At 50.6% G+C, this 21,846-nt stretch carries 18 protein-coding genes; 9 read left to right on the top strand and 9 right to left on the bottom strand.

From position 1 onward, the window contains the following. Positions 1 to 420: 420 nt before the first annotated feature. Positions 421 to 978 carry a hypothetical protein gene (locus ACN4EK_RS15340; protein WP_431658868.1) on the top strand — a complete coding sequence of 186 codons (558 nt, stop codon included), beginning with the start codon at positions 421 to 423 and terminating at the stop codon, positions 976 to 978. Here ACN4EK_RS15340 and ACN4EK_RS15335 read toward each other — a convergent pair. Both ACN4EK_RS15335 and ACN4EK_RS15330 read right to left on the bottom strand, forming a co-directional pair. After that, the gene (locus ACN4EK_RS15335; RefSeq protein WP_431658867.1) at positions 975 to 1,469 is read right to left on the bottom strand and encodes a single-stranded DNA-binding protein; all 495 of its coding nucleotides are present in this window, start codon (positions 1,467 to 1,469) and stop codon (positions 975 to 977) included. The two genes, ACN4EK_RS15340 and ACN4EK_RS15335, sit on opposite strands and share 4 nt — an antisense overlap. Positions 1,470 to 1,865: 396 nt before the next feature. Continuing rightward, positions 1,866 to 4,406 carry a sugar phosphate nucleotidyltransferase gene (locus tag ACN4EK_RS15330; protein ID WP_431658866.1) on the bottom strand — a complete coding sequence of 847 codons (2,541 nt, stop codon included), beginning with the start codon at positions 4,404 to 4,406 and terminating at the stop codon, positions 1,866 to 1,868. A gap of 383 nt (positions 4,407 to 4,789) precedes the next feature. Here ACN4EK_RS15330 and ACN4EK_RS15325 point away from each other — a divergent pair, with 383 nt between their 5' ends. The 4 genes from ACN4EK_RS15325 (at position 4,790) to ACN4EK_RS15310 (ending at position 9,349) form a co-directional block, all read left to right on the top strand. Beyond that, on the top strand, positions 4,790 to 4,972 hold the full coding sequence (locus ACN4EK_RS15325; RefSeq protein ID WP_431658865.1) for a hypothetical protein: 183 nt from the start codon (positions 4,790 to 4,792) through the stop codon (positions 4,970 to 4,972). A 79-nt stretch (positions 4,973 to 5,051) separates the two neighbouring features. Continuing rightward, on the top strand, positions 5,052 to 5,822 hold the full coding sequence (locus ACN4EK_RS15320) for a class I SAM-dependent methyltransferase (protein ID WP_431658864.1): 771 nt from the start codon (positions 5,052 to 5,054) through the stop codon (positions 5,820 to 5,822). Between the two features lie 19 nt (positions 5,823 to 5,841). Further along, positions 5,842 to 6,651, top strand: a complete 810-nt coding sequence (locus ACN4EK_RS15315) for a cobalt-precorrin-6A reductase (RefSeq protein WP_431658863.1) — start codon at positions 5,842 to 5,844, stop codon at positions 6,649 to 6,651. Between the two features lie 520 nt (positions 6,652 to 7,171). Next, on the top strand, positions 7,172 to 9,349 hold the full coding sequence (locus tag ACN4EK_RS15310) for a M48 family metalloprotease (protein ID WP_431658862.1): 2,178 nt from the start codon (positions 7,172 to 7,174) through the stop codon (positions 9,347 to 9,349). 234 nt (positions 9,350 to 9,583) lie between these two features. Here ACN4EK_RS15310 and thiS read toward each other — a convergent pair whose 3' ends face one another. Together thiS and ACN4EK_RS15300 are read right to left on the bottom strand one after the other, a co-directional pair. Continuing rightward, positions 9,584 to 9,799 (bottom strand): sulfur carrier protein ThiS, encoded by a 216-nt coding sequence (gene thiS, locus ACN4EK_RS15305; protein ID WP_431658861.1) that lies wholly within the window; start codon positions 9,797 to 9,799, stop codon positions 9,584 to 9,586. A gap of 16 nt (positions 9,800 to 9,815) precedes the next feature. Beyond that, entirely contained in the window at positions 9,816 to 10,886 is a 1,071-nt protein-coding gene (locus tag ACN4EK_RS15300; RefSeq protein WP_431658859.1) for a thiamine phosphate synthase, read from the bottom strand. A 441-nt stretch (positions 10,887 to 11,327) separates the two neighbouring features. On the opposite strand from ACN4EK_RS15300, the gene ACN4EK_RS15295 reads away from it, so the two are divergent. Next, positions 11,328 to 13,595, top strand: a complete 2,268-nt coding sequence (locus tag ACN4EK_RS15295; RefSeq protein WP_431658857.1) for a DUF1565 domain-containing protein — start codon at positions 11,328 to 11,330, stop codon at positions 13,593 to 13,595. Positions 13,596 to 13,775: 180 nt separating this feature from the next. Here the strand turns inward: ACN4EK_RS15295 and ACN4EK_RS15290 are convergent, their stop codons facing one another. Beyond that, positions 13,776 to 14,036: a hypothetical protein gene (locus ACN4EK_RS15290; RefSeq protein ID WP_431658855.1), complete on the bottom strand. Its 261-nt coding sequence runs from the start codon at positions 14,034 to 14,036 to the stop codon at positions 13,776 to 13,778. Positions 14,037 to 14,310: 274 nt separating this feature from the next. Here ACN4EK_RS15290 and argZ point away from each other — a divergent pair, with 274 nt between their 5' ends. Together argZ and ACN4EK_RS15280 are read left to right on the top strand one after the other, a co-directional pair. Then, entirely contained in the window at positions 14,311 to 16,428 is a 2,118-nt protein-coding gene (gene argZ / locus ACN4EK_RS15285; RefSeq protein ID WP_431658854.1) for a bifunctional arginine dihydrolase/ornithine cyclodeaminase, read from the top strand. 217 nt (positions 16,429 to 16,645) lie between these two features. Next, positions 16,646 to 16,831: a hypothetical protein gene (locus tag ACN4EK_RS15280; protein WP_431658853.1), complete on the top strand. Its 186-nt coding sequence runs from the start codon at positions 16,646 to 16,648 to the stop codon at positions 16,829 to 16,831. 379 nt (positions 16,832 to 17,210) lie between these two features. Here the strand turns inward: ACN4EK_RS15280 and ACN4EK_RS15275 are convergent, their stop codons facing one another. Then, positions 17,211 to 17,969 carry a PTPA-CTERM sorting domain-containing protein gene (locus ACN4EK_RS15275; protein WP_431658851.1) on the bottom strand — a complete coding sequence of 253 codons (759 nt, stop codon included), beginning with the start codon at positions 17,967 to 17,969 and terminating at the stop codon, positions 17,211 to 17,213. 39 nt (positions 17,970 to 18,008) lie between these two features. Here ACN4EK_RS15275 and ACN4EK_RS15270 point away from each other — a divergent pair, with 39 nt between their 5' ends. Then, positions 18,009 to 18,152, top strand: a complete 144-nt coding sequence (locus tag ACN4EK_RS15270; RefSeq protein ID WP_431658850.1) for a hypothetical protein — start codon at positions 18,009 to 18,011, stop codon at positions 18,150 to 18,152. Between the two features lie 380 nt (positions 18,153 to 18,532). On the opposite strand, the gene ACN4EK_RS15265 is transcribed toward ACN4EK_RS15270, so the two are convergent. The 3 genes from ACN4EK_RS15265 to ACN4EK_RS15255 form a co-directional block, all read right to left on the bottom strand. Further along, the gene (locus ACN4EK_RS15265; protein WP_431658849.1) at positions 18,533 to 19,990 is read right to left on the bottom strand and encodes a GAF domain-containing sensor histidine kinase; all 1,458 of its coding nucleotides are present in this window, start codon (positions 19,988 to 19,990) and stop codon (positions 18,533 to 18,535) included. A gap of 409 nt (positions 19,991 to 20,399) precedes the next feature. Continuing rightward, a complete protein-coding gene (locus ACN4EK_RS15260) occupies positions 20,400 to 21,167 on the bottom strand; it encodes a GUN4 N-terminal ARM-like repeat domain-containing protein (RefSeq protein ID WP_431658848.1) in 768 nt (255 codons plus the stop codon). Positions 21,168 to 21,207: 40 nt separating this feature from the next. After that, entirely contained in the window at positions 21,208 to 21,768 is a 561-nt protein-coding gene (locus tag ACN4EK_RS15255; RefSeq protein ID WP_431658847.1) for an adenylyltransferase/cytidyltransferase family protein, read from the bottom strand. Between the last annotated feature and the right edge of the window lie 78 nt (positions 21,769 to 21,846).

Genomic DNA, 21,846 nt, shown 5'->3' with positions numbered 1-21,846 from the left:
CATGCGGATGGCTGATACCCACGATCGCATTGACGCGCTACCAAAGGGTTACAACACCACGTAAATTTACTTAAATTCTTGCAACGATCTGATGCTGCCATCCGTGAGATAGTGTTGGGCAATTTAAGAGAAAACACAGTCTATCCTTCCTCATTGCCACTGATTCGATTGGTTCTTTACAATGATGGGTAGTCAATTTACGCAAGCTGTCGTATCAATTGGCGCTTGCTATCGTCAGTAACCCGGATCGGATAATGATTAAAGGTTGCTGAGCGGTAAATCTGTTATCTCTCGGGATAGCAGCACAGGGTGTGCATCTACTGAGTCACAAAACTCATACTCGGTCAGTGTTGGGGCAAATACAGGGACATGCCTCTACCAAACCGTTTGTGAACTTAGCACAATTTCTGGGTGCAGTTCATGTTGATGCATTCATTTGACGAAGACACCTCCACGCTGACAGAGCTACTCGCAATTTCCGACGCGGCTGCCAGTTCAGATGGTCACCTAGACCCGTTCTATGATCTGGAACTGGAACCGCCACCATCTGTTCAGGTTCATCATTGGTCTTCCCGAAAACCGTCCATGCACCGGGATGACTGGCAGAGCGATCGGCGGCAAGGCTCACACTATGACCCGCCCAGACATAGGCTCATTCCCTCGTCACGCCAAGAGGTCGCTTTAGATGGGTTAGAAGCCCTGCGACAGGCCGTGAAACAAGCCGAGGAGAGGGGAGTGCGGCTGGGCTCGATCCGCCAGCGCGAATTTTTCCAGGCGAAGCCACCTGAACGCATCCCAATTCATGCGGAGCCATTATCCCCCTTACGGGAACGGGATTTGGCAGCCATGCAAGCCTTGTTTCAGGTCAATAATATTGGCGAAATTGAGGCAGACATTACTCAAATGTTGCTGAAACTGTGGCCTGAACCTTGTTGGGACGATAGCCCACTTGACTTCCTTAAGGACTATTTAACTTAGAACGGAATGTCATCTAAGTTGGTTTCCGGCAGGGGATCGACCTTCGCCGGGAACTTAGCGGTAGGCGATTTGACATTGGGCGCGGCAGCGGTCGATCGCGGTGCGGGAGTTTCTGTCCGTTTGGCAGCCGAAAATTGTTCTGTCCCGATCGCGGCTACCCCCGTAGGATTCCTCTCCCATAGAGCATTGGCTTCCAGGCGATGAATTCGTTGGGCAATTAATTCCGCTCGCTTTTCCTTATAGCCCTCCGGATTTTCGACCGTGGTCATACTTAAACGACCTTCAATCACAACGCGATCGCCCTTTTGATACCGCTCCTGCATGTCCTGCGCCAGGTTACCCCATCCCACGATCCGGAGTCGTGAGGCAGGATCATCGGGTCGCAAACCCGGAAATTCCACAACCATATCGGTCATCGGGGTTTGGGTGTCAGGGGTAGAGCGCAGGGTCGGTTCCTGAACAATTTCTGCCATCAAAATACAACTATTCATAAGTCACCAGTGGTCAGTTCAGCAGTTAGGAGTCTGTCGGCAGCGAATCACTGTGGCTGTTTATTTTAACAGCTATATCATCGAGCCGTTGCCTGATTACCAGGATAGGTTAGACAGTTGCCCATAGATGGACAATCTAGGGAACCAATGGCAATAGATCTCAGTACAGATGTCGCTTTTAAACTAGTACATTTATTCTATACTGAAATCATCTGTTGTGGCAGGGGGCTTTTTGCCCGACTCGCCTGTAAACAGTTTGCAACAGTTTGCAACTGATGATGTCCTCATCCCCAACTCTTTTCCTATAGAAGAAGGGAGACAGCAAACTAATTCCCTCACCTTAGGGAGAAATTTGGGGTGAGGGCAAAAATTGCCATTTAAAAATTTCATGACCCTTTAATAAGGGGCTTCTACGGGAAACTCCTCCATCTCATGTTCCAAATCGACAAAATCCTGTACGCGAATGCGATATTCCCGCAGGGTTTCATCCACCCAATTGCGATCGCTACTGTTGGCAAAAATATGCACCAATGGTTCTCCGGCATCGGGCAAGATTAACACCCAGCTATCCCGTTGGTAGTTAAAGATTTTTACCCCATCGACCAACTCCAGACACTCCACCGGATGGGTTTCCACCAAATGCCGCATTAAAGCCCCCTTGACTGACCAGGGACAGCGCACCGTATAGGTTTTGTGGCAGACCCGAGGCATTTCTGAGCGAATTTGTCCCAACGATCGCTCTTGAATCGTCAGCATTTCAATCAGCTTGGCAATGCAAAACATGGCATCAAAGCCGGGATGTAATTGCGGGAAGATAAAACCCATATCCCCACTCCCGCCCAGCACCACATTGGGATTCATTTGGCAGGCTTCCATTAGCGCCGTAGGGTTTGCCTTCGTCCGAATCACCCGACCATCATGACGACGAGCAATTTGTTCCACCGCGCTGGACGCATGAACCGGGACGACTACCGTACTGCGGGGATGGTGCATCAAAATCATTTCCGTCATCAACGCAGTCAGCATTTCGCCCCGAATCGGACTGCCTGCCTCATCTACCAAAATCAACTGTTCCCCATTGGCGGATACCTGAACCCCAAACGTGGCTTTCACCGCTTCTACCACATGCCCCAATTGGTTCAATAGCATTTCGCGATCGGCAACGGTAGGCGATGTTTGGGTCAAGCTGGCATTCAGCACCACCGCATCACAACCAAATTGCGCCAGGAGTTGCGGCAACACGGCTCCTGACACGGCATAAACATAATCAATCACCACCTTAGAACTACTATTCCGAATCGCTTCGATATTCAAATGGCGCTGAAAGACTGTGCTGTAAATTTCTAGACCCTGGTTACTGTAGGTGACGTTACCAATCTCATGGATTTGTGCCCGCCGGAAATCTTCCTTAAAGTAAGCGCCTTCAATTTTTTTCTCTCGGGCTTTGGAGACATTAATCCCTTTGTGATCAAAGAACTCAATCAAAATATGGTCGGGACGATCGGGATGCACTCGCACATGAATGCCACCGGCAATCCGTAGGGTGGGCACTGCCGATCGGGCTAACGGAATTGCCGTCGCCTCCAGATTTTGAATATTGATGCCGACCGACATTAGCCCTGCAATCAGCGATCGGGACACCATCCGGGAGATCGTGCGTTGATCACGGGACACCATCACCGAGGAGCCAGGTTTGAGGGTGGAACCGTAGGCGGCCCCTAATTTCACGGCAAATTCTGGGGTGATATCGACATTGGCTAACCCAGACACCCCCCGTTGCCCAAACAAATTGCGATGGGCGGCATGACCCCAAATTAGATTAATGTTGAGGGTGGCACCCGGTTCAACCCGCTTACTTGGCCACACCCGCACCCCCGGACTGACCTGAGCCTCCTCGCCGATCGTCGAGAGCGGTCCGACTACCGCCCCTTCCAACACATGGGCACGACGATCGACCCGGGTTCCCCGCGCAATCACACAGGCTCGCAGGTGGGCCTCTTCCCCCACAATGGCTCCATTCCAAATAATCGGGCGCTTCAGATCCGCATCAGCCCCAATCGTGACGTTATCGCCAATAATCGTTCCGGCATCAATCTGCACTCGCGGCCCAATCCGGCAATTACTGCCAATCAACACCGGGGGTTCAATCCGGGCACTCGGATCGAAAAAGGTATTTTGCCCCACCCAGACACCGGGCGATCGTTCCTCATAGGCAAAATTAAGATAGACCTTCCGCATCAAGCCATCGTACTGAGCATCCCGATAGGCATCTAAGTGACCCACATCGCACCAATAGCCTTCGGCAATATAGCCGTACATCGGCTCCCCTTTCTCCAACAAGAGGGGGAACAGATCTTTAGAGAAATCAGTTTCCTGATTCGGAGGTAAATAATCCAGCACTTCCGGTTCCAGAATGTAGGTTCCCGTATTAACGGTGTCAGAGAACACTTCGCTGCTAGACGGCTTTTCGAGAAATCGGCGAATTCGATATTCTTCGTCCGTGATCACCACCCCAAACTCTAAGGGATTGGGCACTCGCGTCAGCACAATGGTGGCTTTAGACCGATGCTGTTGATGAAACTCGATCGCGGCTCTCAGGTCAAAATCAGTAATGCTGTCGCCACTAATCACCAAAAAGGTGTCATCCAGTAGCTCCGCAATATTTTTGACACAGCCTGCCGTCCCCAACGGTTGATCTTCCTCCACGGCATAGGTAATTTGCACCCCGAAGTCACTGCCATCCTGAAAGTAATCCCGCATGACATCCGGTAAATAGTGCAACGTTGCGATCACTTCGGTAATCCGGTGACGTTTGAGGAGATTGAGAATATGTTCGGCGATCGGTCGGTTCAGCACTGGCACCATCGGTTTCGGCAGATCGCACGTCAGCGGTCTCAGCCGTGTTCCAGATCCCCCTGCCATCAGAACTGCTCGCATAAACTCTCCGTCCTAACTCTATGCTTGAAATCGGGTCATTACTGGGTAAGTCGGGAATCAGACGCTCATGATTCGCAGTGATCTAACCTTACCTTGAGTGCTTGCCACTGAGAATTGCTCTAAATCTTCTCCCATCCAGGGTTAGCGTCAAAAATTCGGGTAGCTCGAAACCTGCTAATGACTTAGATGCTGAAATTTTATTGCCTGCTCAACCCAAGATCGGCTTTCCTTGTACTTTCTCAATAGTAATGTGGGTATGTGCGATCGCCAGTCCCCCCAATGGTAAATAGCTTGTTACAAACGTGAGTTGCTGACCAGTAGGGTCCTGTGAGTAGGATAGAACAGTACAAGGGAGTTTTGGTATTACTCCAAGGATGGTGACAATGGAAACGATCGTCGCAATTGTGTTAGGGATTGTTTACGCAGGCGGGCTATGGAAATTCTGGAGTGGGTTTAACCGCACCAACTTTAGCCAGGGACGGATTTACCTGGGGTTATTGTGGCCAGTGTTGGTATTTAATAAGTCCTATCGCCGGAATTTCACTAAGGCATTAAAAGGCAGTTAGAAAGACTCAGGGATGCAAGTGCCAGTTGTTAGTCTTCAGTTTTTAGCTGGATAATGATGTCGATCGCTAACGGCTGACTATGAGCGATCCGCTCACCACCAAAACAATGGCAAAAAAACCGAATTCCGAATCCGAGTCTGCATTTTCCAACACCAGTTTTTTTGGGGCGTTGAGTCAACCCCAGGATTGGCAAGAGCGCTTAAACACCGTCGCCTACCGCTTTAATCGGGAGTATCGCGGTGAGACACCGGAGTTGCCAGAGGAAGTTCAGGCAATGCCGATCGCGCAGGAACGTGCCGCCGGACTGCTCCAGGCAAAACTGACCTCTCCGTTCTGGCAACTGGCACTGCCGCAAAAAAATCAACGCTGTTTAGACATTGGTTGCGGAGTCAGCTTTTTAATTTATCCCTGGCGGGACTGGGGAGCTTTCTTCTACGGGCAAGAGATCAGTAACGTTGCCCAGGAACTCCTCAATGCCCGAGGGCCACAACTCAACTCCAAACTATTTAAAGGCGTAGAACTAGCTCCAGCCCATCAGTTGAACTACCCAGATGGTCAATTTGATTTAGTGATTGCGACGGGTGTCAGTTGCTACTATCCACTCTCGTATTGGGGTGAGGTGATGACTGCCGTCAAGAAAGTGCTGAAACCCGGTGGTTTCTTTGTGTTTGACCTTGTAGACACGGACGCTCCGTTAGCGGAAAACTGGGCAATCTTAGAAACCTATTTGGGGGCGGAAGTTGTTTTAGAACCGGTTGCCCAGTGGAAAAAATTAATTCAATCGGTCGGTGGGCGCATTGTCAAGAGTCAGGCCGAGGAGTTGTTCCTGCTCTATAAAGTAGGGTTTTAGCGACATTGGTGATGCATCATTGCTAACTGGGAAACGACTTTGGTTAATCGGTGGCACCCAGGAGAGTGCCGCTCTGGCACAGGCGATCGCCCTATCCGGGTTAAATTGCATCATCTCAGTGACAACCGAAGCGGCTCGATCGCTGTATCCCAGTGCGCCTAACGTGCAGGTTTGGGTCGGCTACCTGACTGCCACCTCTTGCCCTACCTTTTTACAGACATACCAGATCGGCGCGATTTTGGATGCCTCCCATCCCTTCGCCGTGGAAATCTCGCAATTAGCGATCGCAGTGGCACAGACCTATCACCTGCCATATTTACGGTATGAGCGACCGGAGATTAGTGGGGAGATGGGGGAGATAGGGGAGATGGGGCAACTAGCGTCTCTGAGGAATTTAGTGTATCTGGATAGCTTAGACACGCTATTGCAGGGAGATTATTTAATGGGTCAGCGGGTGTTATTGACGCTGGGATATCGATCGCTGTCATTGTTTCAGTCCTGGCAGGAACGAGCCACCTTGTTTGCCCGGATTCTCCCCTCGATGACGGCACTAGAAGCGGCATTACAAGCAGGGTTTACTAGCGATCGGTTGATTGCCTTCCGTCCACCGCTCTCGGTCAGCTTGGAACGGGCGCTATGGCAACACTGGCAGATGACGATGGTTGTGACTAAAGCATCTGGGACAGCAGGGGGAGAACTGGTGAAGCGACAGCTAGCCGCCGAATTAGGCATTCCCTTAGTGGTGATTGGTCGTCCTGCGATCGCCTATCCTCAACAAACAAGTGATCTGTCTGTAGCTCTAGCTTTCTGTCAGCAGCACTGTACCTGAGAACAGATTTAGCGAAGGCTCATCACTAAAAACTACTGAAAAAAAATATGGTTGCGATCGGAACTTCTGGTCACCTATTGTCATCAGAGTAGATACAATCAGCCTGTTTTTAGAGAACTCGTTATCCAACGGTTCTTCGTGATTGAGAAGCTGAAGCCCTAATCAGTTCAGATCGTGGTTTCCAGAATCTTGTGGCTGAAAGAAATTAGTCAGGTTGTCCTGAAGATGTCTGCGTGAGTGAGAAATGCGTTTGAGAATAACCTCAGTTAATCTCAGTCGATCTCAGGCAAAGTCCATTTCTGCTCGTCATGGATGTTGATCACCTCCAGAGCGATCGCAATCAGTCTACAAACTACTAATTCCAGCATTGAAACAAACAATTTAGTCACAAGATTTAACTGTGAATATGATTGGTAATGCTTCTCAATCATTCACAGACTAGGAGTTTTGTTGCTTCTCAATCGTTCAGGGTGCGTAGTTACAGGGTGTCTCCTCGCATCATTTCTAACAACCAGGCAATATGAACTATTACCATCGTTCTCTGTTGATCAATGCTCTGAGAACCATGCCGCTAAGTGCAGTATGTGTTCTCCTCCTCTCCCCTACGGTTCTGGCTCAAACTACACCGACGACAACAACGACTGGTTCTACTACGGTCACTGTTGAAACGGTTAATAACAACAACCCAGTTCCCCCCCCTTCAGCGCCCCCGGCTGCAACGGCAAGCCCCGTTGTCTCTGGATCTACTACAACCACAACGACAACAACATCTGGAACGGTTCAAACTACCTCAGGTCAACCCAATACCAGCAGTAGTTCCAACCCACCCACGGCAGCAACTCCTAGTCCTACTCCTAGTGCTACAGCAACCGCAGAGGCAATTCCGGTACAGCCAATATCTGGAACGAACCCAACGGCGACAACCACCTCCGCCCCAACGCTGACCTCTACACCCGTTAATACCGTTACCGGGACTCCGATCGTAGGGTATCCAGGGCAGATGATGTACCCGATCGCTGTGCCCGTTCCCAATCAGGTTCCTGGGCAGACCGTTTATCCGACGAATTACCCGGCTAACTACCCGGCTAACTACCCAGTCAATTACCCTGCCAATTATCCTGCCAATTATCCCGTAGCATATCCGACCTATCCCCCAGGCGTTTATCCTGTGGCTGTCCCCGGGCAACCCACCAATCCAGGGGGCATTTCGGTACAGGTGACAACCTCGGTAGGAATTCCCAACCAGCCCGTCTATCCAACCACATTACCGGGTCAAGCGGTCTATCCCGGCACCTATCCTGTGGTGAATCCGGGGCAAATGGTGTATCCCACTGGCGTACCAGGACAACCCGTATATGCCACCCCATTACCAGGGCAAGTGATGTATCCCGGTATGGCAGTCCCTGGCGTTTATCCGAACGGCGTTCCGATCGTCACCCCGATTCCCGGACAACCGATTTCCCCGACACCACCCGCCACCAATGGCAACAGCGTCTGGGTGAACAATCCCAATAGCCAACCTGCTACCAATGCAGCGACCCAACTGACGGCAATTACCAATCCAGCGTTACTCCCGGCGGATATGCAACTGGTTTGGCAACGGATTAATACCTCACAATCCCAACGGTTAAGTAATGCAGAATTAACCTCACTGCAACAGTTGGTCAAGAACCATCCCCAATTTATTCCCGCCCAGTTGCGATTGGTAGACGCTTTAAATGCGGCGGCTCGATCGAATGAAGCCTTATCTGCCCTGGAACAAGCGGCTACACTCCATCCCAACCAACCCGAGTTAGTGCGATCGCAGGTGAATGCCCTGATGAAGGCAAATCGCTGGATGGAAGCCTCAATCGCGGCGCGGCAGTTCGTGACTAGCAATCCCAGTAGTCCCTTAACTCCTGAACTGACAACCCTGGCTGAACAGGCGTTACAACGGGTACAATCCGAGGCGCAACGCACAAGCAAAGGCAATTTAATTGGCAATGTTTTAAGTAATGGGTTGAATTTCCTGGTGGGTGGCAAACCGAACACGAATTTAGTGCAAAATGCGATCACTTCTCTCCAGGGTGAGTCATCGATCGGGTCGCAAATGGCGCGGGAGATGCTCAATAAAGTTGAAGTGATTAATGACACAGAGGTTGTCAACTACATTAATGAGTTGGGACAGCGGTTAGCCCGAGTTGCAGGACGCGCCGATTTACAACATGAATTCTATGTTGTCAGAGATAGTAATGCGACAGCGTCAGCACTTCCTGGCGGCAAGATCTTTATCAACGCCGGAGCGATCGCTAACGCCAATTCAGAGGCAGCCCTTGCCAATGTGATTGCTCGTCAACTAGGGCATAGTGTGTTGTCTCATCCCATGCAACTGGTGAATAAAGGCAACGTCACGAATACGATCGCCCAACTACTCCCTAAAGTGGGTGGCTTAATCAATCCCAAAATTGGTGAAGTGACCAATGGGGTCATGGGTAGTGTGATCAATGGCGTGGTGGGGAATGTGATCAGTGGATTATTCAAACCAAATTACACCAGCCAGATGACCAATCAGGCGGAACAGGTAGGAGCCAGAATTTTGGCTTCGGCAGGATATAACAACAATGCCACAGGCAATACCAATCGATTTGCTCAGGTTAAAACGCGGGTGCAGCAACTACTCAACTCTGGCACTCTTCCCTGGTGGAGTTTGGGGAACTAAGCTAACCAGCGCAGGTCACGATCAAGCATCAGGCTACTTCGTTCAATTAAGGTAATAGGAAAGGGGCGACCATTCAGGCTTGCCCCTATTTCCTGTCTACCTGCTCCTTAGGATGGTGAATGAAATAAACCCGCCCGTACAGTTGACGGATTTAGCAGACCAATCTGTATTCTGAATAGATTTAACGGCGAAACCCACCCCTACCCAATCTCAAACTGATTTAATTTCCCTTCCTTAACCCCCCCCCACGATCGTCACAATTTCCAAGCGATCGCCTGCCTGAATTTCCGTATTATCCCAAAATTGCCGATGTAAGATTTCCCCGTTATATTCCACTGCCACTAAACGCGGATTCATTCCTAATTGTTCCAATAATATAGGCAAAACAGTGTGTGGCGCACAGGTGCGATTTTCACCATTAACGTGTAGCGTAATTTGCTCAGACATCATCCTGATAAGTGAAACATTAATTGTGCGATCGTTCGCGTTCGCGTTGACGACTGATCAGTTGTGATAGAAAATATTGCGTCACCAAGGTTGGTTGCTCTGCTTGCATAATGGCACGCACCACCGCCGTCCGTTCGGCTCCTGCCCGGATCACGTCACAGAGATTGGTGGTATCAATGCCCCCGATCGCAAACCAGGGAATGGTGGCATATTCCGCCGCGTAACGCACATAATCCAGTCCGGCAGCAGACCGCCCAGCTTTAGTAGGAGTTTCGTAAACCGGCCCCACCCCGACATAATCTGCACCTTCCTGCATTGCCTGTTCCAGATCCTCCGGACTGTGGGTAGAACAACCAATAATCCGTTGCGCTCCCAACAGTTGTCGCGCTAAGGCGATCGGCATATCCTGTTGCCCTAAATGCACCCCATCGGCATCTACCGCGACCGCCAGATCGACGCGATCGTTAATAATAAACAGCGCATTGTACTGATGGCAGATCTGCCGTAACTTGTGAGCCGTCTTTAACCGAGTTTCATCATCGGCATCCTTATCACGGTACTGCACCAGAGTTAACCCTCCTTGCAAAGCTGCCTCTACGGTGGCAAACAGGGTTTCGCCAGGGGAGGTGACTAAATACAACAGCGATCGCTGCAACAGTTGATGGCGGGCGTAGGCAATTAACTGGCTTTCCAGCGTATAGACGCGATAGCGCATTTGCTTACAGGCACTTGCCATCGCCGGTTTATACACCTTGCCGTACTCTTCCAGTACCCGGAGTGCCTCCTCAACCCGGCATAGGTTTGCCTGCAATACCTGCTGCACACTCTTGCGTTCCGCCTCCTGGGGATGGGTCAATGCCGTACCCGGATCTGCCGGAGTATCTCTAGCCGTTCGGAGTTCAGCCTGATGCCAGGTGGCTAATTCCTGCCGTAAATCTTTGCACTCTTCAGTCAGAGCGGAATTATCCAAGCCAAACCGACACCATTCCTCAATAATTCTTAAGCCCTCGCGAGCCCGATCGAGGTTCGCATCCAGAATGCGATATAACGCTGATTGCACAAACCGACTACTGCTATTTATGTTAGTCATCGGACGATAACATCTACTCAGTTTCTATCCTAATACGTCGAATTCTAAATGGCTCATGATCGTTCCCTCAAATTGCTGGAGATCGGCGGATAGATCTCTCATCAGACTACTCAACAAAGTTGAGCAAATTTATTCAAATTTACTGCTTCAAACTGAAAAGGATGGAGTACAGTGTAGACCGATATCATTCATCCTTTCTCAACGGATGCGATCGTACCTCTTTAGGTAGACGATTTGGTTGGGGTTAGGTCTTATTTGCCAATGCTGGATTGGCAGCAGCGGTCTACGGATTGCGAGAGTAGTTCATGGGTCAGTTTCAAAGTTATTACTACAAAGTTTGCCTATACAAACACCACGATAAATCGTCGATCGTGCCCTAATTTGAATTGTGAAAACAGTTAATTTTAGCCTTAATCCTTGCACCCCATGAGACTGTATTTCATGCCCCAATTTTCTGTGAAATTAAGATTCGGAATGCTGGCAGCAATTTCGTTGGGATGGAGCAGCTTCACCCCTCCTACTCAGGCGCTACCAGTTCCGCTTCGTCCGGCTATGCAACTGGCTCAAGCAACACCGACCAGTTATACCGTATTAGTCGTAAATCCTAATTCTGGGAATGATTACACCGCCGATGGCAGTAATTTAGCCCCGTTTCGTAGTCTGACCAAGACATTGCAGATTGCCCAACCCAATACGATCATTCTGTTAACTCCAGGGACTTATAGCACCGAAACAGGCGAAATTTTCCCGATCGCCTTAAAGCCAGGAATTACGATTCAAGGGGATGTGCCAAATCGTGGACAAATGGTGGTAATTCGGGGGGGCGGGGAATTCACCAGTCCTACCTCTGGTCGCCAAAATGTGACGATCGTGGGAGCAAATCAAGCCATGCTCGCCGGGGTTTCGGTGATGAATAGCGAATCCCAGGGCTATGGATTATGGTTGGAATCCACCAGCCCGATCGTCGTTCACAATACTTTTACCGCCAATGGTCATAGCGGCATCGCGATCGGCGGTCAGAGTCAAGCAACCCTGCGGGATAATTATTTTTCTCGCAATGGTGTGAATGGCATTAGTATCCAAGACAATGCCCGACCGGAGGTGCAAGAAAACTTATTGGAACAAACTGGAGTGGCAATCGCGATCAATCACCAAGCCAGCCCAGTCATTACCAACAATCGGATACGGCAAAACCGGATTGGCATTGTTGTGCAAGCCAGCGCCCAACCAACCATTCGTAACAATTTGCTCGAAGACCAGACTGAAGCCGGATTAGTGGCGATCGCCCAGGCTCAACCCAATCTGGGCACAGCCACTGAGCCGGGAAAGAACGTGTTTCGCAACAATGCCAAAGCAGATATTAATGCGGAGACTGCCAGCCAAGCGATCGTCGCCTATGGCAATGATTTGGTTAAAACGCTGGGTCAGGTGACTCGGGAAGCGACCAGCATTGCCGCCACTCCACCTCCTCCTAGTCAACCACCTAGCCCACAACTGCCAGTTCCAACTACCTCAAGTCAGCCACCTAGCTCACAACTGCCAGTTCCAACTATTTCAAGTCAGCCACCGACAACGGCTCGGGCAGTGTTACCCACAAATCCCCCAGTCAGCCAGCCATCTGCTACTCCTAATCAGGTGTCTGCTGCCGCTTTTCCAATTCCTACCGAATTAAGCGGTACAGCAACAAATTCCATTTCCCCGTCCCCCCGTCCCATGCAGGTGATTGTGCGAGCCGAACCAACGGGTACTCCTAGCCAAGCGGCTCAACCAATTGCCACCGCATCGATCGCAACTCGTCCCCAACCTGTCGTGCCCTTGCCCACCGTCCAGCCGCTCGCGGCAATTAACTCTGCTAGAACCGCCACCACCGACATCCCGATCGACATTCCCGTCCCTACACCAGAAACACCAGAGTCTAACAGCATCACTGCCATGCCACCGACGATGGCAACTCCCAGCCGCCCTCCTATGGCTACACCATCCGGTCTACCAGAGGCGACAGCGACCAGTTTATCTACGATCGCCGTCTCCGCCACTAAAGCCCCCGAGCGAACGATCGCTAATCTTCCGGCGGTAGCCAGTTCGCGATCGTTACCTACCCTACCTGTAGTCACCCGTAGCACTCCACCCACGGCGACACAGGCTTCCCCGGTGCTGACTCCCCGTACTCCAGTGCTTTCCCAATCAACTCCAGTCCTAACTCCAGCCTCAACTCCGGTCTTAACACCTCCTGATTCCCTGGCGGCACAGGCAGCATCGATCGAAATTCCAGTGCCCCCACCTGAATCCGGAGCAGTCGCACCTGTGGTCGTTCGCCCATCGTCGCCGCCACCAGGGATTACTTCATCCACGACTACCGCCGAGGTACCTCAGATCCTGCCTGTGCCCAGAGGAGACATTCCGATCGGCAATATTGGGGATATGCCGCAGGTGTATGTCGCTCGTAGTAGTGGCAATCAAACGATCGATAGCCCACCGGTGCCGCCCCAGCGATCGTTTGTCGTGGTGCGCTATCGGGTGGTGGTCGATGCTACCGACGATAGCCAGCAAGCCCAGGTCAAATCACTCGTGCCAGGAGCCTTTGCGGTATCCCATGGCGGACGGATGGTGATGCAGGTCGGAGCTTTTGGCGATCGCTCCCGCGCCGATCAACTGATGCAAATTCTGGTGGCACAGGGATTAAAAGCCAGCGTGGAATCCATGGAGTAAAGTTTTGCAAAGAACAAAGTAAGTCGCTCTGAAATCACTGACAACCCTACAGACCGGATTAACCGGATTCCAGCTGATGCACTGATGACGATCGCTGTTGTAGGGACATTCTTGCCAGCGATCGTTTTTTATGGCAACCCCATTATGTGAATCGTAGCCATAGAATCGGGAAGACTCTGATTAAGCATGTTGATTCGCCTGTTCCTGTAACCAACTATCTACAGGCTTGCCATCTTTGCGCCGCAGTTCAATTTCCACTACCATGACTTCGCCTGAGCCGGGAGGTGCAGGCTTCTGATGAAACGCGATATCATAGGCATGAGGATCTTCGTTGCGTTCCTTCAGCCAATCTTGGACTTTCATCGTGGCAAACAACGACTGCCCCTGCTCAAACATGCGGGTAATTTGCATTTGTAAGGTGTAGGGGTTAATTCGAGGCATAGTCAACTCCCAGTAACAGTAGAGATCTGGACACAGGCTCAATTCCTTCAGATTAGCGCTGATTGCTGCCCCTGGCATCTGAATCATCATGGGAATCCTCATTCCAGGTCGCGATCGTCGCGAGAGAGCACGTTGTAATTTTTAGTTTGTCAGAGTTTCATAACTTTTCTAGATAGGTCAATCGTTTCGGATAAGCGCCTGTAATAAAATAGACGATTGGCTTGCCTACCTTCGCTGAAGCTTCAGCGTCTACATTTACCCAGTTCCATTGCTTATGACATCCTCTTCAATTCGCTTCCTCATGTGTTCGCCCGATCACTACGACGTGGATTATGTAATTAATCCCTGGATGGAGGGCAATATCCATAAATCCTCCCGCGATCGCGCCGTCGAGCAATGGCAGGGGCTGTTTCAAATCCTCAAAGAGCGAGCCATTGTCGATTTGGTTAAGCCAGAGCGGGGGGTACCGGACATGGTATTCACCGCCAATGCCGGACTTGTGCTGGGAAATGATGTTGTTCTCAGCCGCTTCTATCACAAAGAGCGTCAGGGTGAGGAACCATTCTTCAAGCAGTGGTTTCTGGAACAGGGTTACACGGTGCATGAATTGCCCAAGGATCTGCCCTTTGAAGGAGCCGGGGATGCTCTCCTTGATCGGGAAGGACGTTGGCTCTGGGCGGGGTATGGATTTCGATCGGAACTCGACTCCCATCCCTATTTAGCCAAATGGCTAGACATTGAAGTGCTATCACTGCGGTTAATGGACGAGCGCTTCTATCATCTGGATACCTGTTTCTGTCCCTTAACTGGGGGCTATCTACTGTACTATCCTCCAGCATTTGACTCCTATTCCAATCGCCTGATTGAAATGCGGGTGTCCACCGCCAAACGGATTGTGGTCAGTGAAGCCGATGCTGTGAAATTCGCCTGTAATGCAGTTAATGTCAACCAAACGGTGATCCTGAATCAGGCCTCCGATGATCTGAAACGCCGCCTCGCTGCCGCCGGATTTGAGGTCGTCGAAACGCCCCTAACGGAATTTCTCAAGGCAGGGGGTGCCGCCAAATGCTTAACGCTACGGGTGACGGAACCAGTGCGGGCAGAAATCCATGCCAGTGCCGCGATCGAAAGCCGGGTGGTACGCATGGAAGGGCATCTGCTGGATGCGGGCTTAATCAATCAAGCATTGGATTTAATCGTAGAAGGCGGCGGTAGCTTCCAGGTACTCAACTTCAGTCTGGGTGAACAACGGCAAAGCACCTCATCGGCAGAAGTAAAGGTAACTGCGCCCTCCCATGAAGTGATGGAAACGATCGTCTCGCAACTGATCGATTTAGGTGCCGTCCCCCGTCCCCAGGAAGTCTGCGATACCAATCTAGAAACCGTTACCCTGGCTGGCGTGGCTCCCGATGATTTCTATGTCACCACGATCTATCCCACGGAGGTGCGGGTGAAATGTGAATGGGTGAAGGTACACAATCAGCGCATGGATGCCGCGATCGTGGTTCACGATACCCCCGCCGGAGTCACAGCAGAATGTAAACTGCTACGGGATTTACAGGTCGGTGATCAGGTAATCGTTGGCATCGAAGGCATTCGCACCATCCGGAAGACCGAATCCCGTGAACATCGGAATTCTCAAGAGTTCAGTTTCATGGGGGCTGGGGTATCCAGCGAACGCCGGGTGGAACTGGTAGTAGAGCAAATTGCCTGGGAACTGCGCCAAATTCGCGATCGGGGAGGGAAAGTCGTCGTCACGGCCGGCCCTGTCGTGATTCACACGGGCGGCGGCGAACACCTGGCAAAACTGATCCGCGATGGCTATGTGCAGGCACTCTTAGGCGGCAATGCGATCGCAGTCCATGACATCGAACAAGCCATGATGGGCACCTCCCTTGGGGTGGATATGAAACGGGGAGTTTCGGTTCGAGGGGGGCATCGTCACCATCTGAAAGTGATCAATACGATTCGGCGTTGTGGCACGATCGCCGATGCCGTTCATCAAGGGGTGCTGACTAGCGGCATCTTCTACGAATGTGTGCAACATCATGTACCCTTCTCGTTAGCAGGGTCTATTCGAGATGATGGCCCTTTACCTGATACTCAAATGGATCTGTTGAAAGCTCAGGCAGATTACTCTCGCTTAATTCAAGGAGCCGATCTGATCCTGATGCTGTCGTCTATGCTGCACTCGATCGGTGTGGGTAACATGACTCCCGCCGGTGTCAAAATGGTCTGCGTCGATATTAATCCGGCTGTGGTGACGAAGCTGAGCGATCGAGGTTCCGTAGAATCGGTGGGGGTAGTCACGGATGTCGGACTCTTCCTCAGTTTGATGGTGCAGCAATTAGAAAAACTCACCAGTCCCTACCAACTAGCTCAACTCGTTTAAGTCACCCCCCAAAAAGTCAATGACTCATCGACCTGCCTCTGTAGACCTGCTGTAGAGATTCGCTCACTGCATAGGTCAATAGAGGCAAGTTTTGTTGCGGATTTCCGGATTTCTCTGGTTTGGCTTGTTGTCATAGGTAGAAAAATAGTTGATCATAATCACATCGGGTGCTGATCTTGATCACAGAACCTATTGCCCCTGGAGTTCTTGAAACCTTATGGAAGAGTTTACTTACTTATATCTGGCACTTACTGAAGCATCTGAACCCTCGATCACCAACCGTCAGCCCAACCCGCCCCAGCCCCTTGCCTCAAGCCGACAATCCCAACAGTCAGAGCCACTAACCGTCGTTGACGACGATCGTGACCCATCCATTTCGTTGTATCCCACTATCTATTTCTAACTAAGACCGTTGCCTTGAACTCAAGTTGGCTCAAGGCTTAAACGTGTTTGGGGAACTGTCCGGATTTCTACCCAAGTCCTTACAGTTCCCTTACGTTTAGCGGAGATTTTAAGCTTTTCGCAAAGTTCTTGAGCATTAGTAATGACTCTTAATGTGAAAACGGCTACACTGCAAAGCAACAGCATTGAACCATGACAGTTGAATGATGAGAAAGCCATCTACTGTAGTGGGCAATGGCAACAGTGTGGGGGTGAAAGAGAGCAACGCTCCGTAGCTGCAAACGTCGCTGACGATGCGGCAATAGAAAAAGATCTGATGTTCGCTTTCCACAACCAACATCAGATCCGGTCTAAAAGGCTAACAACTCAAAGCGTCTGGTTTAACCCTCAGCCCCCACTTCGTCAGCCACCTCACCCTTGCGCTTCCGCCAAGCCGCCACTCCCATACCAATCAGGCCGGGGAGTAAAGCTGGAGTCGGAACTTGGCGAACAGAATTATTAAAAGCTGAAAGAGAGGCAGTGCCGCCATGCCCCTCCAGATCAACTCCTTTGGCAATGGTGATTTTTTGTAAGGGGCTGAAGTAGACTACCCCCCCGACAACACCTTGAGCCGTATCTACCCCAAGGTTGGCTAACGCGGTATTAGGTCCCACGGAATCATACGGCGGTAGGTAAGCCGTTTCGTTGATATGGATCTGACCCGGCTTCGTGCCAGGTTGTCCTGATGTAAAAGAAAAATCAGCAAGTGCTATGTCAATTCCATTAATCGGAGCGGCTAGCGAAGTAATATCGTAGAACCAACTGGTACTAATGGTTTCTCCTGCATCTACATTCCACTTACTGCTTTCAAACTTGAGATAGTAGGCGGTGTCGCTGTGCTTGAATCCCGTAAAAGAGATTTCTTTATCAGTAGGAGCATCTCCTCCACCCGATTCAGCAGTGGTGTAATTGCGAAAATTATCGAAGATCTTATCCCCTACCTGATAGCTAAAACCACCAGTGTGGATTGCATCAAAAAGAGATACACTCGTGCAATCACCATTGCCCAAACAGGCAGCCTGCGCTGGAGCAGTAGCCAGAGTTCCAGTTGTGATCATTCCAGCAATGACAGCCCCAGCACTTAATGACTTGAAGTTCATAGTTTACCTATCCTTTAACTGTACGAGGGTGAATGAACCGTGTTAAACACGGGGACAGGACAGACTACCGATCGCCTTCCGCCCGATCGCATCAACACCAACAGGACAGAACAAAATTTCCCAATGGTATGGTTATTTAGTTATGACAAATTCGTTAAACAATGGCAGATGAACCGAATTTAACCATTCATACCAATGGGGGATAAATTCTTGCCATCCTGAGATTAAAGTTGTTGATTTAATGCTGGAAATGACGTATTAGTAGCCGAACAAACTCACGATCGGTAAAGCCGACCTGATACATTAAACTCAATTACTAACCGAACAAACCTAAGGTAGAGACAACCTCTCAAGAGAAGAAGCTACAGTCTCGTTTTCTTATTCTCTGGTCACCAAGTTAATCAATTTGCAGCTTGAGTGTCAAGGTGAGTCATTGGGCTTTATTGGAACTTTATACACTAACAGTGGATGGTAATGGCATCTATCCACCATCCCATCCAGTGCTGAAGGCTCAACGAATTGCTGAATATAGCGTCTACCAGAGGTGGCTGCCTATCCCGACATTACTGATGCGGCTGGGGCAAACTCACGACATAGCGAAAACCCGACTCTGGAGTACCTTGAATCGTGATATATCCGCCATGAAGTTCGGCTAATTGGCGGCCTAACAGCAGTGCCAAATTTTTCCGGGGCACTTCAGCCTCATCGGCGGGATCAGCAGTAGAACTCTGGTACAGTTCAGACTCAGGGATTTCATCCTCCAGTGCCACTCGATAGAGATGTTCGCTCAAGTCTAAGGCACCCGTTTCCAACGATCGATAGCTATCGTACAGGGAAGCTTCGGAACTGCTCGAAGCCGCCACTAACGATGGTTGCGGATGAATTTCGGCATAGGGTAAGCCTTCGCCTAACCAGGGATGGGACACCCACACGGCAATATTTAACGCCTGCTCTCGCCGCGACACATGTAAGCGCACCACACTACCTGCCGTCGAGGACTGAATCACACTGAACACCAGATGATACAGGAGTTGCCGGACTTTATCTTTATCTAATAACCAAATCCGTCGCCCTGGCTCAACTGACAATCGAATTTTTTGTTCGCGTCGCTGTGCTACCTGTTCCAGCGTATTGATAGCCTGCTGACACAACATTTCGATATCCACAGAACTTAAGTTCAGCCGTTGGTCAATTTCCTCGATCGCTGATAGCTCTAAAATTTCGTTCACCAGCGATAGTAAGTACTGCCCACTATGGTGAATGATGTTCAGATATTCCTTCTGCTTACTCGTTAACGGCCCATAGATTTCGCGGTTCAGGACACTTGCCATACCCATAACGGAGGTCAAGGGGGTACGGAGTTCTTGGGTGAGTTGGCTGAGTAATTCGACTTTCAGTTGGATTGCTGGAGAAAGTTCCGCCGTCATGGCGCGATCGACCACCGACAATGATGGACTGAGTTGATGCAGCGTTGCCTGCTGCCGCTCAAACTCGCTCATACTCCAGCGAGCCACCAATTGCAAAGTCTCAATATCCTGGTCAGTAAAGTCACGGGGAGTGGTGTCCATCACCGCCAGGGTGCCGACACAATAACTGTTGGAAGTCATTAACGGTACGCCCACGTAAGCCCGAATACCATACTGATGCACCAACAGACTATTAGCAAAGGCAGGATGGGCTAACGTGTCAGGAATCACGAGCACCTGCTGACTATCCACTACATGGGTACAGAAGGTTTCCAGACGAGGTAATTGCCGCGATGTCGCGAGTTCGTTCATCAGCCCCAATCGGGACAGCCCGACCGCCGATTTGAACCACTGGCGATCGACATCCATTAGTCCCAGAATGCAGATCGGCATCCGCAGAAAATGTGCGGCAGTCTGGGTTGTTTCGTCAAAGACTGGGATACTCTCGGCTTCCAAAAAGCCCAGTTCTGCCATCACCCGTGTCCGTTGCTGTTCCCGGGCGGATACTGTCAAACCGTCCAGGCGACAAAATAATCGATGATCTTGGCTGACCATGCCGACCCCTTACCCTCCGTGTGTCACCATGCGACTCCCGTAATTTGGCTGCTGACCATTGAGATTGTTCGTGAACTTTCGATAACTGAATGCGAATACCACTGAACGATCGCCTGTGCCAACAGAACACTATCTTGAGAGTCCTTAACTATACACAGCATTCCCTTTTACCAGCCTCGATCAACGTTTTGAAGCCAGGGGAGAATACGGAATTTTCTAGTTTAAAAAAAGCTGGGCTAGAAGAAATACGGAGGTCATAGCCAGCAATAAGTGTATTTTTTATTACCCTAATCTATGTTTATTGACGGCAGAGTCACCGTAGGGAGAAGATTAGCCCTGATAATGTCAATATCGGGACGGCATCAATCACGCCCCGATGACCTTACATACCCCGTAAGAAACACTCTATTTAAGCTGTCCAGGCAGGATGGGAAAGCAGGGAGGCAATCACTCGAACACCCCGTAGTTGGTTGGATAGCGGCAGATGTCCCAGGGGAGCCGTCAAATCCCAGGTAAATTCTTGCGGATAGCGTGTCCAATTATTCTCTGACTTCCAGCCAATCTTGGTCCACAGTTTGTCCCAGTTTTTACCGACACTGAGCCAAACATCACGCTGTACCGAAAACCCAAATCGTCCTTCGGAATGTACCAACCAGAGCGCATTGATGATTTGCAGATCGATCGCGGGTAGCTGTTCCACCTCAGTGAAGTAGATCCATTTGCGCTGGGTCGCCGTGGGGCCTGCGAGTTCACACAGCTTTTGCAAGGTCAGTTGGTCAGCGGCTTGCCAATTTTGCTCTGCCAATAGTTTTTGCAGAGGGCGATAGTCAACTTGAGCGGGCGATCGCAGGGGGACAAGTCCCTCCGGAAAGTGAGTTTGCAGAAATTCCTGGGTCTGCGGCGTATTGGCACTCCATACCAGTTGGTAGGCCTTACCCATCACCAAGTCTGGTTTCAGCCAAGTTTGACCAGGAGAACCTGCACCATTCGTGGCGGCGGCCTGCCGCTCTAACAAAAACCCCATGAGCGTAGTCAGCCCTGGTTCTCCCTGGCTGCCTACTTCAGTAATCAGTTGTAACTGGGTCTTTTCAGGGGCAGAGGCAAGCTTCTGGCGCAGCTCCGTCAGGGCAGTTGGATCTGCCGGGGTGGATGCTGTGAGATTAGTGGAACTGTTCATTTCAAGCAGCTACAAGCAATAAATCAATCAGTTAATTCTCTTAATTCTCTGCACCTGCCAGGATGCGGCGGATGATGGCGGAAGTAGAACTGGGTACTTCAATCTTAATCAGTTCAATGCGTCCTCCGTAGGCTTGGACAGTGGGGGCTTCAGGTAGGGTGGCAATTTGATAGTCACCGCCCTTGGCATACACCTCTGGCTGAAGGGCAGCAAGTAGTTGAGTTGCCGTCGTTTCGGCAAAAATCACTACCCCATCAACAGGTTTCAAAGCTGCCAAAACCTCTGCTCTTTGAGCTTCCGGGACGATCGGACGGGGGGGAGCACCCGCCGCCTGGGGCTTGATGGTACGTACAGACTGGTCACTGTTTAGCCCAATGACTAGCGATCGTCCCAACTGTTTAGCCGCCTGGAGATACCGCACATGACCCGCGTGAATCAGATCAAAACAGCCGTTTGTAAAAACCAACGGTCGCCAGTGCTGGGGAGCAGCGGCGATCGTCGCCTGGAGAGCATCTAAGGTATAAACACCAGAAATCATGCCATTCAGAGGTTCAATCACAGAGTCCGGAGTATGGGTATGCCTATCCTGTTTATTTAGCATCCCACACTCGGTGACTCGACTGGCAGCAGGCAGTCAGAAATCAACCTGCCATTGTAAAATTTCCACCTGCCGAGTACC

Origin of the sequence: Pantanalinema rosaneae CENA516, from assembly GCF_050753385.1 — a bacterium.
Classification (GTDB): Bacteria; Cyanobacteriota; Cyanobacteriia; order Leptolyngbyales; family Leptolyngbyaceae; genus Pantanalinema; species Pantanalinema rosaneae.
This window is presented reverse-complemented; position numbering and strand designations above follow the sequence as displayed.